Here is an 18,551-nt window from a genome sequence, read left to right as displayed (position 1 = left end):
GTACTAACATTTACTCCATTTAAAGAATTGCCATTTATTTATAACGGATTTTAAAGGAGCATTTTTATATGAAAATTATTGAAGGAATAAAAAAATATTCAAATACAGATAGAATAGCACTAATGTGTAATGGAAATAAACTTTCTTATAAAGATTTAAATCAGTATTCAGATGCTATATCAGTATTTCTAAAAGATGTATACAAAGAAGAAGATACTCCAATAGTGATTTATGGAAATAAAGAAAATATGATAATGGCATGTATGATAGGAGCTTTAAAATCAGGTAGAGCATATGTACCTCTTGACATTAGTTTTCCAATAGATAGAGTTTTTGAAGTTACTAAAGAGATAAAACCAAAGGTATTATTTAATTTTAGTGATGAAAAAGATTTTGGAGATATCAATGTAATTGATATGGACAAACTAAATAACATAATAAATGAATATCAAGGAAAATCATTACATAAAGAAAACTGGGTAAAAGATGATGAAAATGCATATATACTGTTTACCTCAGGAAGTACAGGAAAACCAAAAGGGGTTCAAATAAGTTCAAACAATTTAGATAGCTTTTCGGATTGGATAAGCCCATATCTAAATATAGATGGAAGTGAAAAAGTAATAATGAATCAAGCAGCATATTCTTTTGACCTTTCAGTTACAACAATATATCCTGGTCTTATTCATGGAGCAACCTTATTTTCAATATCAAAAGATGTATTAGCAGACTATAAAGAACTATTTAGACAGTTTAGTATGTCAGATATAGCTGTATGGGTGTCAACTCCGTCTTTTGCAGGTGTATGTGTAACAGAAAAAGAATTTAATAGTAAGATGCTTCCTAAACTTGAATCAATGATATTCATAGGAGAAGCACTTTCAAAAAATCTCACTAAGGAACTTATGAGTAGATTTCCAAATACAAGAGTCATCAATGGATATGGACCAACTGAAGCTACTGTTGGTGTGAGTGTAAATGATATGACTCAGGAAGCCATAGAGGATGAAAAAAGTCTTCCAGTTGGATATCCTATGCCAAACTGCAAAATAAAAATACTTGATGAGGATGGAAATGAGCTTGAAGAAAATGAAAAAGGTGAGATTATAATAATTGGGCCATCAGTTTCTAAAGGTTATTTTAATAATAAAGAAAAAACTGACGAAGTATTCTTCTATGATGAAATAGATGGTGTAAAATGGAGAGCTTATAAAACTGGAGATATGGGATATCTTCTAGATGGAAACATATACTATTGTGGAAGAAAAGACTTCCAAATAAAATTAAATGGATTTAGAATTGAAATAGAAGATATAGAGAATAACTTAAGAAAAGTACATAATGTAAAAAATGCAGTAGTTTTACCAATATATAAGGATGAAAAAATTGCTTACTTAAAAGGTATTGTTGAGTTAAATGAAAAGAATGATTTAAGTAATATTAAAAATGGGATGGTAATAAAAAAGGAACTTGGAAAATATATACCTTCATATATGATTCCAAGAAATATTTCAATAATCTCTAAGTTTCCAACAAATATCAATGGTAAAATAGACAGAAAGAAACTTATGGAGGAAATTTAATGATTTTTTCACAGTATGGAGATTATTTTTATCTTTATATATTATTATTAACATCAATACCAGCAGTGATTTTAGGTCTAATGGGTAAGAATATAAAGTATTATGGTATGTTGGCAAGTTTATTCATGGTATTCTTAATTGTAGGAATAGATGTCCAACTAAAATACCTAGTGATATTTATTATTTTTGAAGTGATAATAGTTAAAGGATATGAATATGTAAGAAGAAAAACTAAAAATAAATACATATATTGGGGCTTCTTGTTTGCATCAATGCTCCCAATAATAATCAACAAAATATCTCCAGTTACTTCTTTTGGGATAATTGGATTTATTGGAATATCATACTTAAATTTCAGAACTATACAAATGGTTATTGAGATTTATGATGGAGCTATAAAAGAAGTTAAAATTTCAAAAATGCTTTATTTCATGCTATTTTTTCCAACATTAAGTTCTGGTCCTATTGACAGGTCAAGACGTTTTGAGCAAGATTTGGAAAAACAAATATCTAGAAAAGAGTATCTAGAAGAATACTTACTGCCTGGAATAAAAAATATTGTTATGGGTGTAGGTTATAAATTTGTTATAGCATTTTTGATAAATACATATTGGGTATCAAGAATACCTAAAGATATGAGTTTTATAAATATTTTAAGCTATATGTATGCATACAGCTTATACTTATTCTTCGACTTTGCAGGTTATAGTCTATTTGCTATAGGGGCAGGATACATATTTGGAATACAAGTACCTATAAACTTTGACAAGCCATTCATCAGTAAAGATATGAAGGAATTCTGGACAAGATGGCATATAAGTCTTTCAAGATGGTTTGGAGATTATATTTTTTCAAGATTCGTTATGTCATCAATGAGAAAGAAAAGGTTTAAGAAAAGGACTACTGCTGCTCATGTAGCTCAGATGATAACCATGATAACTATGGGATTTTGGCATGGGCTAACTTGGTATTACGTTGCATATGGAGTATATCAAGGACTAGCGCTTGTTTTAACTGATATATATCAGAGAAAATCTAAATTTTATAAAAAACATAAAAAAGAAAAATGGTTCGAGAGAGTTCAAATTTTCATTACATTCCATATTGTATGTTTTGGATTACTGATATTCTCAGGTTATTTAGCTTAATTTTAAGGAGGCAAATTTATGCAAGAAACAGTTATAGAAATATTTGAAGATGTATTAGGAACTGATGAGATAAGAGAAGATTTAGACCTTAACTTATTTGAGACAGAGCTTTTAGACTCATTAGCTATAATTGAGGTTTTACTTGAAATTGAAAATAGACTAGGTATAGAACTTCAACCAACTGATTTAGAGAGAAAAGATATGTCTACTGTAAATAATTTAGTAAAATTCTTGGAGACAAGAAAATAAATTAATAGTTAAGTTTTAAATATTATTTTATAAAATAAAGTTTTACCAAGTCCATCTGATATTAATATTTGATGGACTTTTTTTATTATAATATACATTCTTTTAAATTGAACTTTAATTGAGTGAAAATGTTTATCATGGAATAATAATTTTGTAAAGGTAGGTATTATTGTAATATTATAGGAGCAAAATATACATATTTAGGAGGAAAGTCAATGTCTTTAAATTCAATAGATAGAAAGAAAGAAATACTTAAATTATTAGATTCAAAAGGTAAAGTAAATACAAAAGAGTTAGTAAAAAAACTAGAGGTATCATCAGAAACAATAAGAAGGTATTTGGAAGAATTAGAAAATGAAAATAAATTAAATAAGGTTTATGGTGGTGCTGTAAAAATAAATTATGGAGTAATTGAACCAGCGCATATAAAGAGAAATAGTACTAATTTAGATAAAAAACAGATTATTGCTAAATATGCAGCTAAATTCGTGAATGATAATGAATCAATTGTCATAGATGAAGGTACTACTAATTTACAAATTGTGGATTACATAGTATCCGTAAAAAATCTAAAAGTTATTACAAATTCTTATCCTGTACTATCAAAGTTGATTTCTTATGAAAATCAAGGTTTATTTGATGGGGAAGTTATATTTATTGGGGGAAAAGTAAATTTAAAGCATCAAAGAACAGCATGTCCAATGTCAATAGATACTATGAAAAACTTATATGTAGATAAAGCTTTTATATCTAGTGAAGGTATACTTGATAGCTTTGGGATTAGTAGTATAGACCAAAATAAAGCACTGTTATCAAAAGAATATATAAAAAATTCAAAAGAGAGTTTTGTACTGTGCGATAGTTCTAAAATTGGAATTGTAAGTATGTATAAGATAGCAGATTTAGAAGAATTGGATTTTGTAATTTGTGATATAGAACCTCCAAATGAATGGAGAGATAAATTAAATGAAATAAACATAACATGGATAGAAGCAAAATAAATACAATAAAATTATAAAATGTAACTGACTCATAGATTTATATGAAAAAGGAAATTTCAACTTATAATTTGGAGTTTTGTGAAGTTTTTATATAGAATAGTAAAAACAAGTATAACCAACTAAAACCAACTAAAAACAGAAATTTAATATACATTTAACCTAAATATGATGTATAATTAACATGTAAAAGTTATACTTTAAAAGTAAAAACAATTAAAAACACAAAAATTCTAAAAAAAATCTATGGGGGCTATAAATATGAAAAAGATATATGGAGAAAAAATAAAGGCAGTAGTATTTGATTGGGCTGGAACAACAGTTGATTATGGATGTTTTGCACCTCTTAATGTATTCATAGAGATATTTAAAAGAAGAGGTATAGATGTAACAATGGAAGAAGCAAGAAAGCCTATGGGAAAATTAAAGATAGACCATATAAGAGAAATGTGTGAAATGGATAGAATAAAAAAACTTTGGTCAGAAAAGTTTGGTAAAGTACCAACTGAAGAAGATGTGAATGAGCTTTATGCTGAATTTGAGCCAATGTTATTTGAAACATTAGAAGAATATACAACTCCAATTCCTCATGTTGTTGAAACTGTTGAGAAATTAAGAAAGAATGGATTAAAAATAGGTTCTACAACAGGTTATACAAGAGAGATGATGAATATAGTTGAACCAAACGCAGCAAAAAAAGGGTACTCACCAGATTTTCTTGTAACACCATCAGAAGTATCTCAAGGAAGACCATATCCTTGGATGTGCTATAAAAATGCTGAAGCTCTAGGAGTATCACCTATGAGTTCTATTGTAAAAGTAGGAGATACAATAAGTGATGTAAAAGAAGGCGTAAATGCAGGAATGTGGAGTGTTGCTGTAATAAAAGGTTCAAGTGAATTAGGACTTACACAAGAAGAAGTAGATAACATGGATAAAGAAGAGTTAAAAGTTAAGATGGATGCAGTTTCAAAGAAATTTAAAGAAGCAGGTGCACATTTTGTAATAGAAACTATGGCTCAATTAGAAGATGTTTTAGTAAAAATAGAAAATGAAACTATTAAGTCAGACTTTGTACCAGAAAATGATTACATATTGCTTACACCAGGGCCACTATCTACTACTAAATCAGTAAGGGCGTCTATGTTAAAAGACTGGTGTACTTGGGATGTTGAATATAATGACTTAGTACAAGATGTCAGAAGAAGATTAGTATCTCTAGGAACAAAAAATACAGATAAGTACACAAGTGTATTAATGCAAGGAAGTGGGACTTTCTCAGTGGAAGCTACAATAGGAAGTACCATTCCAGAAGATGGTAAACTTCTTGTAATTGCAAATGGAGCATACGGAAAGAGAATGAAAGATATATGTAATTATTTAAATATAGAATTTATTGATTGTACATTTAAAGATGTAGAGGCAGTTGATTTAAATGTAGTAGAAAATTTATTGAAGGAAAATAAAGATATAACACATATATCAATGGTTCACTGTGAAACTACTACAGGTAGATTAAATCCTATACAAGAAGTAGGAAAACTTGCAAAAGAATATAATAAGATTTATATAGTTGATGCTATGAGTAGTTTTGGAGGAATTGAGATTGATGTTGAAGATTTTAATATAGATTTTCTAGTTAGTAGCTCTAATAAGTGTATACAAGGAGTACCTGGATTTGGTTTTATAATAGCTAATAAAGAAGAATTATCTAAATGTAAAGGTATAGCTAAGTCATTGTCTCTTGATGTATATGCACAATGGGATACTATGGAGAAGAATAATGGTAAATGGAGATTTACTTCACCTACACATGTTGTAAGAGCATTTTATCAAGCATTATTGGAGTTAGAAGAAGAAGGTTCTGTTGAAAAAAGATACGCTAGATATAAAGAGAATCAGTTTACAATAGCATCAAGATTAAAATCTTTAGGTTTTGACACTTTAGTAAATGATGGTGCTCAATCACCTGTAATAACAACTTTTTTATATCCTAAAAATGCAAAATTTGAATTTATGGAATTTTATACTTATCTAAAAGAGAATGGATTTGTTATTTATCCAGGAAAATTGACTGATATAGATACATTTAGAATAGGTAGTATAGGAGAAGTTTATCCAACAGACATGGAGAGATTGGCTGATATAATCGAAAAATTCATCAATATGTAGAAGGTGACGGATTGTGAATTATTATAGAGTTTAGAGAATAATACTTTATAAGTTTATATAAAAAAATATATAAAGACTGAGTAATAGGGATATATTTTACTTAAACCACAAATCTAAGCGACTTAGATTTATAGTTTGAATATAATATTTCCCTATTATTTTTTTGATTATTTATATAAATTGAAATAGATATTAAATGAGGATTGTTTTATTGAGTATAATTATTATACTTGACAACGTAACAATGTTTTGTTATATTAAATTTAAGGATAAAATATGTTAATGAAAGGATATCATTATGAATGAAGGATTAAATTCACTAGACTTTAATGGAGTTGGAAAGTGTAAAGGTGGAATTTTTGATAATGTTAATGTAAAAGGAACAGGAAAGATAGAAGGAAATGTAAAATGTAGTAAATTTGATTCTTCTGGTTCAGCAAAAGTGTTTGGAACAACAGAATGTAATGAATTTTTTACATCAGGTTTAAGTAAAGTGGAAGGAAATATATTGGCTTCAAAAGTGGATATATCTGGACTTCTTAAATGCACAGGAAATATTAATTCTATCGAAATAGATACTGGTGGAATTATTAATGTTGAGGGAAATATAAAGTCGGATATTATTCATGGAAAAGGATATTTAAAGGCCAATGAGAATATAGATTGTGAAAACATCAATTTAAGTGGAATTTTAAATTGTAACGGATTTTTAAACTGTGAAGAAATTAATATTAGTTTGAATGGAATTTCTAATTTTAATGAAGTTGGAGCAAGTAGGATAAATATAAAAAAAGGTCATGGAGACTATTGTAAAAAGTTTCATATATTGGAAAAAAAGTCCATAAATTTTGAAAAAGTATCTTCAAATTTAATAGGTTTAGGTCTATTATCAATTAGAACATATACAGAAAGTAAATTATTTGCAAATATTATAGAAGCAGATGAAATAAGCTTAGAAAATAGTGAAATCAAAGTTGTGAGAGGTAAAAATATTAAAGTAGGTAAGGGCTGTTATATAGAAAGTCTAGAGTACAGTGAAAGTATAGAGATTGATGAAGATTCAATAGTTGCTGAAATAAAGAATATAAATGAGACAGTAAACTTAAAGAAAGATAAGTAATAAATGGTTTTAAAAATAAAATTTAAAATGAGGTAATAGTATGGAAAAAGGGTCTATAAAAATACTTGGAGAAGGCTTTGTAAGCAGTGGGGAATATGAAAGCATAAAAATCATGGGAAGTGCTAAATCAAAAGGCAATGTTACAAGTGATGAAGTAAAAGTGTTTGGAGATGCAAAGTTTGAAGGTAATATAAATATAAAAAACTTTGTAGTAAATGGAAAGGCTGTTATAAGAGGTAATCTTAAAGCAGAACGTGTAAGAGTGAATGGTCAACTTAGTATAGATGGAGATGCAGAGGTAGATGACTTGGTTATAACTGCTCAACAGAAAGTTGATGGGAAACTGAAATGTAATAATGTTACAATAAAAGGACAATTAAGTGTAAATGAAAATATGTATGCACAAGATATAAAAATATATGGTGAAATGAGAAATAAAGCAAATATAGAATGTGAAGATATAAAGGTATATGGAGCTATAAAATGTGATGGCCTTTTAAATGGAGAAAATATATATGTTTATTCAGGAGGAGGTTCTTACTGTAAGGAGATAGGAGCAACTAATATACAAATAGGAAGAAGTAAAAATGCTTTTCAATTAATCAAAATTATTAATATTTTTTCTGGAAAATTTAAATGTGATTTGATAGAGGGAGATACTATTGAATTAGAGGATGCATCAATAAAAGATATACGTGGAAAAAATATATCTTTAGTAGATAATTGTGATGTTGGAAATATTGAATACAGTGATAATTTATCAATTTCAGATAATTCTACTGTAAAAAACAGTATAAAGGTGGGCTAGAGAAGTTATGGAAGAATTAATATCTAAGAAAGATTTACTGAGTAAAACTAATATATCTTATGGTCAATTATATAGATGGAAAAGAAAAAATATTATACCAGAAGAATGGTTTATAAAAAAATCAGCTTTTACAGGTCAAGAAACGTTCTTTCCAAGAGATAAAATACTAGAGAGAATAGAACTAATATTATCTATGAAAGAAGAGACTTCTCTTGATGATATTGCAAATATGTTTATGAAAAAAGATACTAATAAAGAATTCGATATTGATTTTATTCTCAGTAAAGAAGTTATATGTAATTATACAAAGGAAATATTTCAAAACTTATATAAAAAAGAGCAGAGTATAGGTAAAAAAGAACTACTTATATTGAATATAATAGAGAAATTCTTAGTTAAATCTACAATAACTTTTGAAGAATTAAAACTTATAGTGAACATAATAGAAGAAAACTTTACAGCAATATATAATGAAAATGGTAAGATTTATTTATTTAGAAAGTTTGGAGTTCCATTTGTAGTAGGATGTTTAGATTACAAAAAGATAAGATTTGAAAAAGATGTAGTTAAGATTATTGAAATCGATTTGATGAAAGAAATAAATGACATTAGTATAAGATTGTCATAGTAGATTATCCTATCTAAATTAGCTAAGATAAATTTAGACGAAGTTATAGTTTTAAAGGAATAATAAAATGAACCATAATGTATTACTATAAATTATATTCAAAGGATATTTTATATCTATAGTAATCTTTATGGTTCATTTTACTGCTATGAAGATAACATGGTACTTATAAACATATTTAAGTAAAATCAAACCTATACTTTTTGATTATTTCTTTAGAAGTTCTTATATGCCAGTATAGTTTGTATTTATGTGCCTTTCACTTTTATATAAAGACAAATAGAAAAAAAGAATCAAGTTTGCTAGCCAATAACTAGCCACCATTGTGACAGCAAAGCTACGTGATAAGGCTCTGTATGCTCCTACTGTGTGACATGAGGGCATAAAAAAGCGGCGTTTCTATCTTCCCTTGTGGGAATTACTAAACGCCACCTGTATAAATATAATAGACTATTTAAATAAAATAATTACATTGCTTTATTCAAATAATGAGTTTTTAAAATCTAAGAAATATCCTTGTGGATGAAGACATACAGGACAAGCTTTTGGTGCTTCTTTACCTACATGGATATGCCCACAATGTGTACATATCCATTGTATATCTTCATTTCTTCTAAATAAAGTACCTTCTTCTAAATCAGTAGCATATTTACCAAATCTATCACCGTGAACCTTTTCTATTTCAGCTATATTTTCAAATAATTTAGCTATAGCTTCAAATCCTTCTTCACGAGCTGTTTTTCCAAAGTTTTTATATACATCATCCCATTCTTGAAGCTCATTATGTTGTGCTGCTTTAAGATGTTGAGCTGTTTTATCATATAAATCTACAGGATATGCTCCTGATATATTTATATTTTCACCAGCAAATTCTTTTAGTTTAGTAAAGAACTGTTTTGCATGTGCTTTTTCTTGGTCAGCAGTATAATTAAATAAAGATTCTATTATATATAATCCTTCTTTTTTTGCTACAGATGCAGAAATATTATATCTATTTCTAGCTTGACTCTCACCTGCAAAAGCTCTTAATAAATTTTCTTTAGTTTTACTATCTTTTAAATTCATATTCTACCTCTCTATCACAATAAATTTTTACAATATTTGATTCTTTTTATTTATTATTCCAATAGGAGATATAATTATGCTCAATTTAGTCAGCATTTTTAAAATTATCATTGATTTTTTTTAAAATTCTAAGAAATTCTTGTTTTTCATTTTCTGTAATATTATGGTATGCTGTCTCTTTAACTTGTGTTGAAATACTATTAAAAGTATCTTCTATAAGTAATGCTTTTTCTGTAAGTTTTATATATGTAATACGCTTGTCACTAGTACATTTTTGTCTTTCTATATATCCTAGATTTATGAGTTTATTAACCAATACTGTAACAGTAGACTTATCCTTTCCTATTTTAGTTGCAATTTCTTTCATTGTAAGTATTCTGTTGTTTTCATAAAGTGCAGTTAAAATATTTCCATGAGTAGGTATCAATTCATCTAAACCATTTTGACTAAGTTTACTTTCAATAAACTTAACCATATTAGCTTTTGTTTTACTTATGAAATGTATAATATATTTATCTTCCATAAATTAATCTCCAATCCTTAATCTATTTAAATTAGTTTGACATAAAACTATTTATAAACTATAATTAGTTTAACATAAAACTAATTATATTGGGAGGAAATTTATGAATAAAAAATTTAAATCATTATATATTACAGAAGAAGAAGGCAGTTTTAAGAGAAATATAGTTGAAAGAGAAATAGACTCATTGCCAGAAGGAGAAGTTTTAATAAAAGTAAAATATTCTTCTCTAAATTATAAAGATGCACTTTCTGCAAATGGAAATAAGGGTGTTACTAGAAAATATCCTCATACACCAGGAATTGACGCATCTGGTATAGTAGAATCTAGTAGTTGTGATGATTTTAAAGTTGGAGATGAAGTTTTAGTAACAGGTTATGATTTGGGGATGAATACTTCTGGTGGATTTTCAGAATATATAAGAGTTCCTTCTAGATGGGTAGTGAGACTTCCCAAAAATCTTTCATTGAAAGAAGCAATGGATTATGGTACAGCAGGATTTACAGCAGCTTTATCTATATACAAATTTATAAACTCTGTAGATAAGGATATGGGAGATGTATTAGTTACTGGTGGTACAGGAGGAGTTGCAGTAATTGCAGCCAAAATATTGATTAAATTAGGTTATTCAGTTGTAGTATCAACAGGAAAACTAGAAGAACAGAAAGAAGTACTGTTAGATTTAGGAGTTAAAGATGTTATACATAGGTCAGAAGTAGACGATAATTCAGGTAGACCTCTACTTAGACCAAGATGGGCTGGAGTGATAGATACAGTAGGAGGAAATACTTTATCAACAGCAATAAAGACAACTAATTATTGTGGAGCAGTGACAACTTGTGGTAATGCAGGTGGAATTGAGTTTACAAGTTCAGTGTATCCATTTATCTTAAAGGGAGTTACTTTATATGGTATAGACTCTGTAGAATGCCCAATGAATGTAAGATTAAAGATATGGGATTTATTATCTAATGAATGGAAATTACATGATTTAGATGATATGGTAAATGTAGTATCGCTAGAGGAATTAAATAATAGTATAGATTCAATAATGGCAGGAAAGCATGTAGGAAGAACAGTAGTTGATTTAGAAAAAAAGTAGGTAGTTAAATTAAATTTATAAGTATAATTTTAGATATTAAGCAAATATAATTTTAGAATATTAAGAAAAAATGAGATACCTTAAATTTATTTAGGAGTATCTCATTTTGATTTTTATGTAAAGGATTATTCATGAACAATTAATTCAAAGACATCAGGTCTTGAATAATGACCTTCTGAGTCAAAATCTAGTCTACTAAGAACTATCTGTTCTAAGTCTAAATCAGCTATTAACATTTCTTCTTTATTGAAAATAGGTCCAGCTACATATTTTCCAAAAGGGTCAACTATACAGCTTCCTCCTGGACACATAATTTCTGGTTCGACATCTAATTCTTTATAGTAATTAAGGTCAGTTGGATACATATTTTTTTCAACGTATTGATTACATCCGATAACGAAACATCTTCCTTCTAAAGCAATATGCTTCATAGTTGATTGCCATTCTTCTCTTGAATCTGCGGTAGGAGCTATATAAAGTTTTACTCCTTTAGCATAAAGAGCTGTTCTAGCTAATGGCATATAGTTTTCCCAACAAATCAAGCCCCCCATTTTTCCATATGGAGTATCAACTACTGTAAGAGTACTTCCATCTCCTTCGCCCCAAATACATCTTTCTGTTCCTGTAGGTTTAAGTTTTCTGTGTTTACCAATAAGTTTACCTTCTGGAGAGAAAAATAAGTTTGTGCAATAAAGAGTACAGTTTATATCATTACCATCTCTTTCTGTTATACCCATTGATAAGTATACACCTGCTTCTTGAGCTGCTTTTCCTAATAAATCTGTTGTAGCACTAGGAACTGGCACAGAATTATCATAGTATCTTTTCCAATCTTCTCTACCTTCCATTGTTCTACTTCCAACAACAAATCCAAATGAAAGACCTCTTGGATATGCAGGTATGAATGCTTCTGGGAAAACTACAATATTTGCTCCTTTTTTACCAGCTTCTTTAATTAATTCTAATGCTTTTTCAACTGTTTTTTCTAAGTCCATTATGACTGGTGATGCCTGAACAACAGCAATTCTTACACTTTTATTTTCTTTGCTCATAAAAAACCTCCTAAAAATATTTAAATTTGTTGCTTTGAACAGACTACATCAAATGATATTTGATAAGTAAAGTCTTTATATTGTGAATAATGATGTAACTGTATACTTAAAATGATACATCATGATTTAAAAAATTACAATTGTGCAAAAACAAGTAAGTTCAAATATTTAATCTCACTATTTTATAATAGCTTTTTAGCAATATGAAGACTATTAAATTGTCTTATTTATAATGAATAGTATTTATTTCTTGGCGAACAATAATTAAAAACAAAACTTTTACATGAATAAAGTCTAAAGAAACAAATTTAATGTAATGTAATATAATTAAAAAGAAAACAATGAAGAAAATTTATAAAAATAGACAGCTTAAGGAGAATTTTATGAAAGAAAAAATTTATTACAATGGAAATATCATTACAATGGAAGATTCAATATGTGGAGATGCTATTCTTATAAAAGATAAGATAATAAAAAAGATAGGAACAAAAGAAGAAGTCTTTGCTTTAAAAAATAAATATACAGAAGTTATAGATTTAAAAGGGAAGACATTGATGCCTTCTTTTATTGATTCACATAGCCACTTGATAGCTTTTGCTACTACACTAAAGTTAATTCCTTTAGAAGATGCAACTAGTTTTAAAGATATAGTAAAAAAAATACAGGATTTCAAAGATAAAAATAATATAAAAAAAGGCGAATGGATAATTGGATTTTCATATGATAATAATTTCTTAGAAGAAAATAGACATCCAGATAAAGATGTACTTGATAGTGCATCTTTAGAGAATCCAATACTAATTTCACATGCTTCTGGTCACATGGGTGTTGCAAATACACTAGGATTAAAGCAACTTGGTGTTACTCATGAAACACAGGACCCAGAAGGTGGGCATATTGGTAGAGTAGAAGGAAGTCAAGAACCAAATGGATACTTAGAGGAGAATGCATTTTTTAATGTATCGTCTAAAATAAAGCAACCATCACCAGATGAGATTTTTAAATCAATTGATAAAGCACAGGACATATATCTAAGCTATGGTATTACAACAGCTCAAGAAGGTCTAATGGCAGAGAATCAGTTTAACCTTCTAAAAATAATGGCAAGTCAAAAGAAATTAAAGATGGATATTGTAGGATATGTGGATTTGAAAAAAAGTAAATCTGTAGCAGATGGAAATAGAGATTTTATAAAGAAATATACAAATAGATTTAAAATAGGAGGATATAAAATATTTTTGGATGGCTCTCCACAAGGTAAGACAGCATGGTTAACTAGACCATACGAAAATTCAGATGATGATTATTGTGGATATCCTATATATAAAAATGAAGAAGTAGAGAAATTTATAAATATTTCATTAAAAGAAAAAATGCAACTTCTAACTCATTGTAATGGAGATGCGGCAGCAGACCAGTTGATAGATTCATTTGAAAAAGTTTTAAACTTAAAAGAAGAAAATAGTAAAAATGATGTAAGACCAGTTATGATACATGCTCAAACAGTGAGAGAAGACCAAATTGATGATATGAAGAAAATAAATATGATACCTTCATACTTTGTAGCTCACACATACTATTGGGGAGATATTCATATCAAAAACCTTGGAGAAGATAGAGCATTTAAAATTAGTCCACTTAAAACAACTATAGAAAAAGGTCTAACTTACACTTTACATCAGGATACACCAGTAATAGCTCCTAATATGCTTGAAACAGTATGGTGTGCTGTTAATAGAATTACGAAAAAAGATGTGCAAATAGGAGAAAATGAAAAGATAAGCCCATTAGATGCTTTAAAGGGTGTTACTATAAATGCAGCGTATCAATATTTTGAAGAAGACAAAAAAGGCTCGATTAAAGAAGGTAAATTAGCTAATTTAATAATACTAGATGAAAATCCACTTACAATTGACCCTATGAAAATAAAAGATATTAAAGTACTAAAGACTATAAGAGAAGGAGAAGTATTATATTCTTTAAAATAGATACAAGTTACATGAGTTTGTTACTATATAAAAATAGACTTAAATAACAAATTAGGTAGAATTAAATGATATTATAGCTAAATCAACAATTTATTATATTGAAGATTTACCAGTATAATTTTGTTAATTCTACCTTCTTAAATAAATATCAATTTATTGAGTTATCTATGTAGTATGTCAGATAATTAAGTAGATAATAGTTTATGAAACAATTATGTATATTACTTTACTTTCAATTTCATTAGGATTTCCCCATTTATGTCTCATGCCAAATGGAATTTTTACACTATCACCTTCATTTAGTTGAAATATATCGTCTTCTAAGCTAAGCTGGACACTTCCTTTGAGAACATATGCAACTTCATCTCCGTCATGCCCATTTTTTTCTTTACAATAAGACTTAGGAGCTAAGTTCATAATGGCAAACTCAAATTCATTAAATGGATTACTTGATAACATTTCATATAAAATATCTTTTGAGTCTGGCAGAATTAATATCCTTCTTTGATTATTTCTCACAATTAGTTCTAAATTATCTATAGAAGGAATAAAAAAATTGACTAATGGTACATTTAAAGCATTTGAAATTGATTTTAAAAAACTTATGGATGGATTTACACTTCCTTTTTCTATTTGGCTTATTAATGAAGGTGTAACTTTAATTAGTTTAGATAAGTCTTTTATACTGAGATTCTGTTTTTTTCTACATAAAGTCAATTTCTTACCTATATTTGAATCGCTCATCTAAATCCTCCTATTCAAATAAATTATTTATAAAGAATTATATCATAAGGTAAAAAAATTTATATGAAAGTTAATAATTATATAAGATTGGTAAATAAAAAGTCAAAATAGATAATTGATTAGTAAAATCGATATAATTATAATGAAGTTAATTATAAAAACAACAATTAAAAATTAAATTGTATTAATTTAATTAAATATAATTTGACAACATATAAAAAAGTTAGTAAAATATAAATAAATTAAATAAAAATAAATAGGTTCGGATAAAACAAAAAAGATTTCTTAACCTCAGACAGAAAACATATTATCAAAATTATTTGAGATTAAGAGATAACATCCAATCTTAAGTACTGAGGAGGAAAAAATGCTTGATATAAAAAGAATAAGAGAAAATCTAGATGGTATAAAAAAAGCTATGGAAAGAAGGGGTGAAAAAGCCTTTAGCCTTGATGAAGTAGTTAAGTTAGATGATGAAAGAAGAAAAATTCTTCAAGAAGTTGAAGTCATGAAAAATGAATTAAATATAGCATCTAAAAATATGCCAAATCTTATAAAAGAAGGTAAAGATGTAGAAATTGAAAAGGTCAAGTTAAAAGAGTTATCTGACAAGATTAAAATTATAGACCAAAACCTTAAACAAGTAGAAGATAAGATGGAATATCTGTTAATGAGAATACCAAATGTACCACATCCAGAAGTTCCACAAGGTGAAACTGATGAAGATAATGTTGAGGTAAGGACTTGGGGAGAGACTACTAATTTTGATTTTGAATCTAAGGCTCATTGGGAAATTGGAGCAGGACTAGGTATACTTGACTTTGAAACAGCTAGCAAAATAACTGGTTCAAGATTTACTCTTTATAGAGGATTAGGAGCTAGGTTAGAAAGGGCATTATTAAATTTTTACTTAGACACAAATACAACAGTAAACGGATATACAGAGGTTATTCCACCATTTATGGCAAATAGAAATAGTTTTTTAGGTACAGGGCAACTTCCTAAGTTTGAAGAAGATATGTTTAAAATAGAAGGACTGGACTATTTTCTAATTCCAACATCAGAAGTTCCTTTGACCAATATACATGCTAATGAAATACTTAAATTTGAACAATTACCAATAAATTATACAGCATATACTCCATGCTTTAGGTCAGAAGCTGGTTCTGCTGGAAGAGATACAAGAGGATTGGTAAGACAACATCAATTTAACAAAGTAGAAATGGTTAAAATAGTAGCACCAGAAGAATCTTACAATGAGTTAGAAAAGCTTACTAACAATGCTGAGACTATGCTACAATTATTAAAATTACCATATAGAGTAGTGAAGATATGTACAGGTGATTTAGGATTCACAGCTTCTTTTAAATATGATGTAGAAGTTTGGATGCCAAGTTATAATAGATATGTTGAGATTTCATCTTGTTCAAACTGTGAAGATTTCCAAGCTAGAAGAGCAGGAATAAGATTTAAAAGAGATAAAGATTCTAAAGCTGAATATGCACATACATTAAATGGCTCTGGATTAGCTATTGGAAGAAGTGTTGCAGCTATATTGGAAAATTATCAACAGGAAGATGGTTCTGTAGTTGTTCCAGAAGTTTTGAGACCATATATGGGAGTTTCTGTTATTAAATAAGAGTTAAATTATGTATTTTTAAATAATACAATAAGCTAGAAGTAATTAAAAAATAATAATGAATATAAAAAAGTGTACAAACTAATGAATATTGATATAGTAAGCTATCATATGAAAGAGTATGTATACTTTTTTATTTACTAAATTTATTAAAAAATAAACATAAATAATTTACAAGTAGAAAGGAATTTTTTATGAAAATTCAAAAGACAGAGTGGGGATATATTGAATGGAAACACACTTATGATGAAAACAATCCAAAACAAGCTATGAATATATATATTGCAGTAACTATGCAAGGTAAAAAACATTTTAATCATGTTCATTATGGTCAAGAGCAAATGATATATATTTTAGAAGGAGAAGGTCTGTATATCATAAATGGAGTATGGAAGCCATTTTACCAAGGTATGATTTTTTATATAGAATCTGGCAGTACACATGAAACTATAAATACAGGTGATAGACCAATAAAAGAACTTATTGTTTCAAATAATGTAAACGATGTAGGAGAGAGTGAGGTTATAGATGTTAATCCTAATAATTATTTGAAGAAAACTTTAATAAATTATAGCGAAAGTACTTTAAATTTGTATGCAGCAATAGAATCAATTCGTGGTCAATTTATAGACCCATTCAAAATTCCATTGATTATATATGATGATTCATGGAATATAGTTTTAAAAAATCCTTATTTTCCTCTATTTTGTTTTGAAAAATGTAACCCTATGAAATTTCCTCAAAACTGTGATTGTATGAATCAAAAAAGTAGCAACCAGTTTGTATGTAAGTATGGGATAACAATATATAATATTCCAATATTATACAAAAACAATAGTATAGGAGTGATAAGAGGAGGATATGTATTATTATCTGATTTAAATTTAGATACAACACATAGTAATTTATATGATATACCAGAAGGTGCTGCTAGAAGTATAAAACGTCTCTTAAAACAAATATCTAAAAATATAATAAATTTTTGTTCATTCAATGACATAAGAAAAGATTTACAAGAAAAAGAGAATACTATTGCAAGAACATATCATTATGGCGAGCAACTTGAAATGAATTTAAAGGTAGCTCAAGATATGGTTACCAACTTAAGAATAAACCATCACTTTTTATTTAATACTCTAAATTCAATGGCAAGTATAGCACTTGATGATGGTAGTTATGATTTGTATAGTGCAATAATAGATTTATCTAAAATGTTTAGATATACAATGAGGTCTGATTTACGCTTTGTAGAATTAGAATCGGAAATACTATATATTAAAAATTATTTAAACTTACAGAAATTGCGTTATGGAGATGCGCTTAAAGTAAAGTATCTTATTCCTGAGAAGCTCTATAGTCTTTCTGTACCGTTTAACTTTATTCAACCTATTGTAGAAAATGCTTTTACACATGGATTTAGAGATATTGATACGGAAAAACGAGTTGAGATAATTGCAAGAGTTGATTCTGAGTATGCTATTATAGAAATTCATAATAATGGAACTATTTTAGAGGAGAACAGTATAGACAAAATAAGGGCAGGTATTCGTAGTAATAATGGTCATGGATTGTCTTTAATATATACAAAATTTACATCTGCTTATGGAAATGATTTTGATATGAATATAAAGTCAAGTGATAAAGAGGGGACTTACATAATGATTAAAATTCCTATTGAAAATTGTAAGGAACATGTATAGAGCTTATGAAAAATTAATAAGTTTTATAAATG

General features: G+C 27.9%; 16 protein-coding genes. 12 read left to right on the top strand and 4 right to left on the bottom strand.

Going from position 1 to position 18,551, the window contains the following annotated elements; all coding sequences use genetic code 11:
* The first annotated feature begins 68 nt into the window (after positions 1–68).
* From ACTG44_RS16240 to ACTG44_RS16205, 8 genes are all read left to right on the top strand, one after another.
* Positions 69–1,583, top strand: coding sequence for a D-alanine--poly(phosphoribitol) ligase (locus ACTG44_RS16240; RefSeq protein ID WP_021385927.1), 1,515 nt, complete (start codon positions 69–71; stop codon positions 1,581–1,583).
* Entirely contained in the window at positions 1,583–2,731 is a 1,149-nt protein-coding gene (dltB, locus tag ACTG44_RS16235) for a D-alanyl-lipoteichoic acid biosynthesis protein DltB (protein WP_479920827.1), read from the top strand. The genes ACTG44_RS16240 and dltB overlap by 1 nt, the downstream gene beginning before the upstream one ends.
* 18 nt (positions 2,732–2,749) lie before the next feature.
* Entirely contained in the window at positions 2,750–2,980 is a 231-nt protein-coding gene (gene dltC, locus ACTG44_RS16230) for a D-alanine--poly(phosphoribitol) ligase subunit DltC (protein WP_003422749.1), read from the top strand.
* A gap of 215 nt (positions 2,981–3,195) precedes the next feature.
* Entirely contained in the window at positions 3,196–3,981 is a 786-nt protein-coding gene (locus ACTG44_RS16225; protein WP_479917405.1) for a DeoR/GlpR family DNA-binding transcription regulator, read from the top strand.
* A 258-nt stretch (positions 3,982–4,239) separates the two neighbouring features.
* Complete coding sequence (gene phnW, locus ACTG44_RS16220) at positions 4,240–6,150, top strand: 2-aminoethylphosphonate--pyruvate transaminase (RefSeq protein ID WP_479920826.1); 1,911 nt, start codon at positions 4,240–4,242, stop codon at positions 6,148–6,150.
* Between the two features lie 298 nt (positions 6,151–6,448).
* On the top strand, positions 6,449–7,270 hold the full coding sequence (locus ACTG44_RS16215; RefSeq protein WP_479920825.1) for a hypothetical protein: 822 nt from the start codon (positions 6,449–6,451) through the stop codon (positions 7,268–7,270).
* A 40-nt stretch (positions 7,271–7,310) separates the two neighbouring features.
* Positions 7,311–8,078, top strand: coding sequence for a polymer-forming cytoskeletal protein (locus ACTG44_RS16210; protein WP_021385866.1), 768 nt, complete (start codon positions 7,311–7,313; stop codon positions 8,076–8,078).
* Between the two features lie 7 nt (positions 8,079–8,085).
* Positions 8,086–8,706: a YhbD family protein gene (locus tag ACTG44_RS16205; protein ID WP_021385860.1), complete on the top strand. Its 621-nt coding sequence runs from the start codon at positions 8,086–8,088 to the stop codon at positions 8,704–8,706.
* 477 nt (positions 8,707–9,183) lie between these two features.
* On the opposite strand, the gene rbr is transcribed toward ACTG44_RS16205, so the two are convergent.
* Positions 9,184–9,771, bottom strand: a complete 588-nt coding sequence (rbr, locus tag ACTG44_RS16200) for a rubrerythrin (RefSeq protein WP_021385797.1) — start codon at positions 9,769–9,771, stop codon at positions 9,184–9,186.
* Positions 9,772–9,856: 85 nt separating this feature from the next.
* Positions 9,857–10,294 carry a MarR family winged helix-turn-helix transcriptional regulator gene (locus ACTG44_RS16195; RefSeq protein WP_479920824.1) on the bottom strand — a complete coding sequence of 146 codons (438 nt, stop codon included), beginning with the start codon at positions 10,292–10,294 and terminating at the stop codon, positions 9,857–9,859.
* A 103-nt stretch (positions 10,295–10,397) separates the two neighbouring features.
* Between ACTG44_RS16195 and ACTG44_RS16190 the strand changes: the two genes are divergently transcribed.
* Positions 10,398–11,396: a YhdH/YhfP family quinone oxidoreductase gene (locus ACTG44_RS16190; protein WP_479917398.1), complete on the top strand. Its 999-nt coding sequence runs from the start codon at positions 10,398–10,400 to the stop codon at positions 11,394–11,396.
* Between the two features lie 125 nt (positions 11,397–11,521).
* Here ACTG44_RS16190 and ACTG44_RS16185 read toward each other — a convergent pair whose 3' ends face one another.
* Entirely contained in the window at positions 11,522–12,448 is a 927-nt protein-coding gene (locus tag ACTG44_RS16185; RefSeq protein WP_021385776.1) for a carbon-nitrogen hydrolase family protein, read from the bottom strand.
* A gap of 383 nt (positions 12,449–12,831) precedes the next feature.
* Between ACTG44_RS16185 and ACTG44_RS16180 the strand changes: the two genes are divergently transcribed.
* Positions 12,832–14,436, top strand: a complete 1,605-nt coding sequence (locus ACTG44_RS16180) for an amidohydrolase (protein ID WP_479920823.1) — start codon at positions 12,832–12,834, stop codon at positions 14,434–14,436.
* A 201-nt stretch (positions 14,437–14,637) separates the two neighbouring features.
* On the opposite strand, the gene ACTG44_RS16175 is transcribed toward ACTG44_RS16180, so the two are convergent.
* On the bottom strand, positions 14,638–15,180 hold the full coding sequence (locus tag ACTG44_RS16175) for a helix-turn-helix domain-containing protein (RefSeq protein WP_479917396.1): 543 nt from the start codon (positions 15,178–15,180) through the stop codon (positions 14,638–14,640).
* A 367-nt stretch (positions 15,181–15,547) separates the two neighbouring features.
* On the opposite strand from ACTG44_RS16175, the gene serS reads away from it, so the two are divergent.
* Together serS and ACTG44_RS16165 are read left to right on the top strand one after the other, a co-directional pair.
* Positions 15,548–16,819, top strand: a complete 1,272-nt coding sequence (gene serS, locus ACTG44_RS16170) for a serine--tRNA ligase (protein ID WP_479917395.1) — start codon at positions 15,548–15,550, stop codon at positions 16,817–16,819.
* Between the two features lie 194 nt (positions 16,820–17,013).
* Positions 17,014–18,519, top strand: a complete 1,506-nt coding sequence (locus tag ACTG44_RS16165) for a histidine kinase (protein ID WP_479917394.1) — start codon at positions 17,014–17,016, stop codon at positions 18,517–18,519.
* The last annotated feature ends 32 nt before the right edge of the window (positions 18,520–18,551 follow it).

This window comes from Clostridioides sp. LIBA-2809 (genome assembly GCF_056688965.1).
Note: the sequence above shows the minus strand (reverse complement) of the source record. Positions and strands in the feature narration are given on the sequence as shown.

What these genes read in the sequence shown, in the direction of transcription:
- ACTG44_RS16180 (WP_479920823.1), top strand. Translation starts at nt 12,832, where the DNA reads ATGAAAGAAAAAATTTATTACAATGGAAATATCATTACAATGGAAGAT.
- ACTG44_RS16240 (WP_021385927.1), top strand. Translation starts at nt 69, where the DNA reads ATGAAAATTATTGAAGGAATAAAAAAATATTCAAATACAGATAGAATA.
- dltB (WP_479920827.1), top strand. Translation starts at nt 1,583, where the DNA reads ATGATTTTTTCACAGTATGGAGATTATTTTTATCTTTATATATTATTA.
- ACTG44_RS16225 (WP_479917405.1), top strand. Translation starts at nt 3,196, where the DNA reads ATGTCTTTAAATTCAATAGATAGAAAGAAAGAAATACTTAAATTATTA.
- ACTG44_RS16185 (WP_021385776.1), bottom strand. Translation starts at nt 12,448, where the DNA reads ATGAGCAAAGAAAATAAAAGTGTAAGAATTGCTGTTGTTCAGGCATCA.
- rbr (WP_021385797.1), bottom strand. Translation starts at nt 9,771, where the DNA reads ATGAATTTAAAAGATAGTAAAACTAAAGAAAATTTATTAAGAGCTTTT.
- ACTG44_RS16175 (WP_479917396.1), bottom strand. Translation starts at nt 15,180, where the DNA reads ATGAGCGATTCAAATATAGGTAAGAAATTGACTTTATGTAGAAAAAAA.
- ACTG44_RS16205 (WP_021385860.1), top strand. Translation starts at nt 8,086, where the DNA reads ATGGAAGAATTAATATCTAAGAAAGATTTACTGAGTAAAACTAATATA.
- serS (WP_479917395.1), top strand. Translation starts at nt 15,548, where the DNA reads ATGCTTGATATAAAAAGAATAAGAGAAAATCTAGATGGTATAAAAAAA.
- ACTG44_RS16215 (WP_479920825.1), top strand. Translation starts at nt 6,449, where the DNA reads ATGAATGAAGGATTAAATTCACTAGACTTTAATGGAGTTGGAAAGTGT.
- ACTG44_RS16195 (WP_479920824.1), bottom strand. Translation starts at nt 10,294, where the DNA reads ATGGAAGATAAATATATTATACATTTCATAAGTAAAACAAAAGCTAAT.
- ACTG44_RS16190 (WP_479917398.1), top strand. Translation starts at nt 10,398, where the DNA reads ATGAATAAAAAATTTAAATCATTATATATTACAGAAGAAGAAGGCAGT.
- ACTG44_RS16165 (WP_479917394.1), top strand. Translation starts at nt 17,014, where the DNA reads ATGAAAATTCAAAAGACAGAGTGGGGATATATTGAATGGAAACACACT.
- ACTG44_RS16210 (WP_021385866.1), top strand. Translation starts at nt 7,311, where the DNA reads ATGGAAAAAGGGTCTATAAAAATACTTGGAGAAGGCTTTGTAAGCAGT.
- phnW (WP_479920826.1), top strand. Translation starts at nt 4,240, where the DNA reads ATGAAAAAGATATATGGAGAAAAAATAAAGGCAGTAGTATTTGATTGG.
- dltC (WP_003422749.1), top strand. Translation starts at nt 2,750, where the DNA reads ATGCAAGAAACAGTTATAGAAATATTTGAAGATGTATTAGGAACTGAT.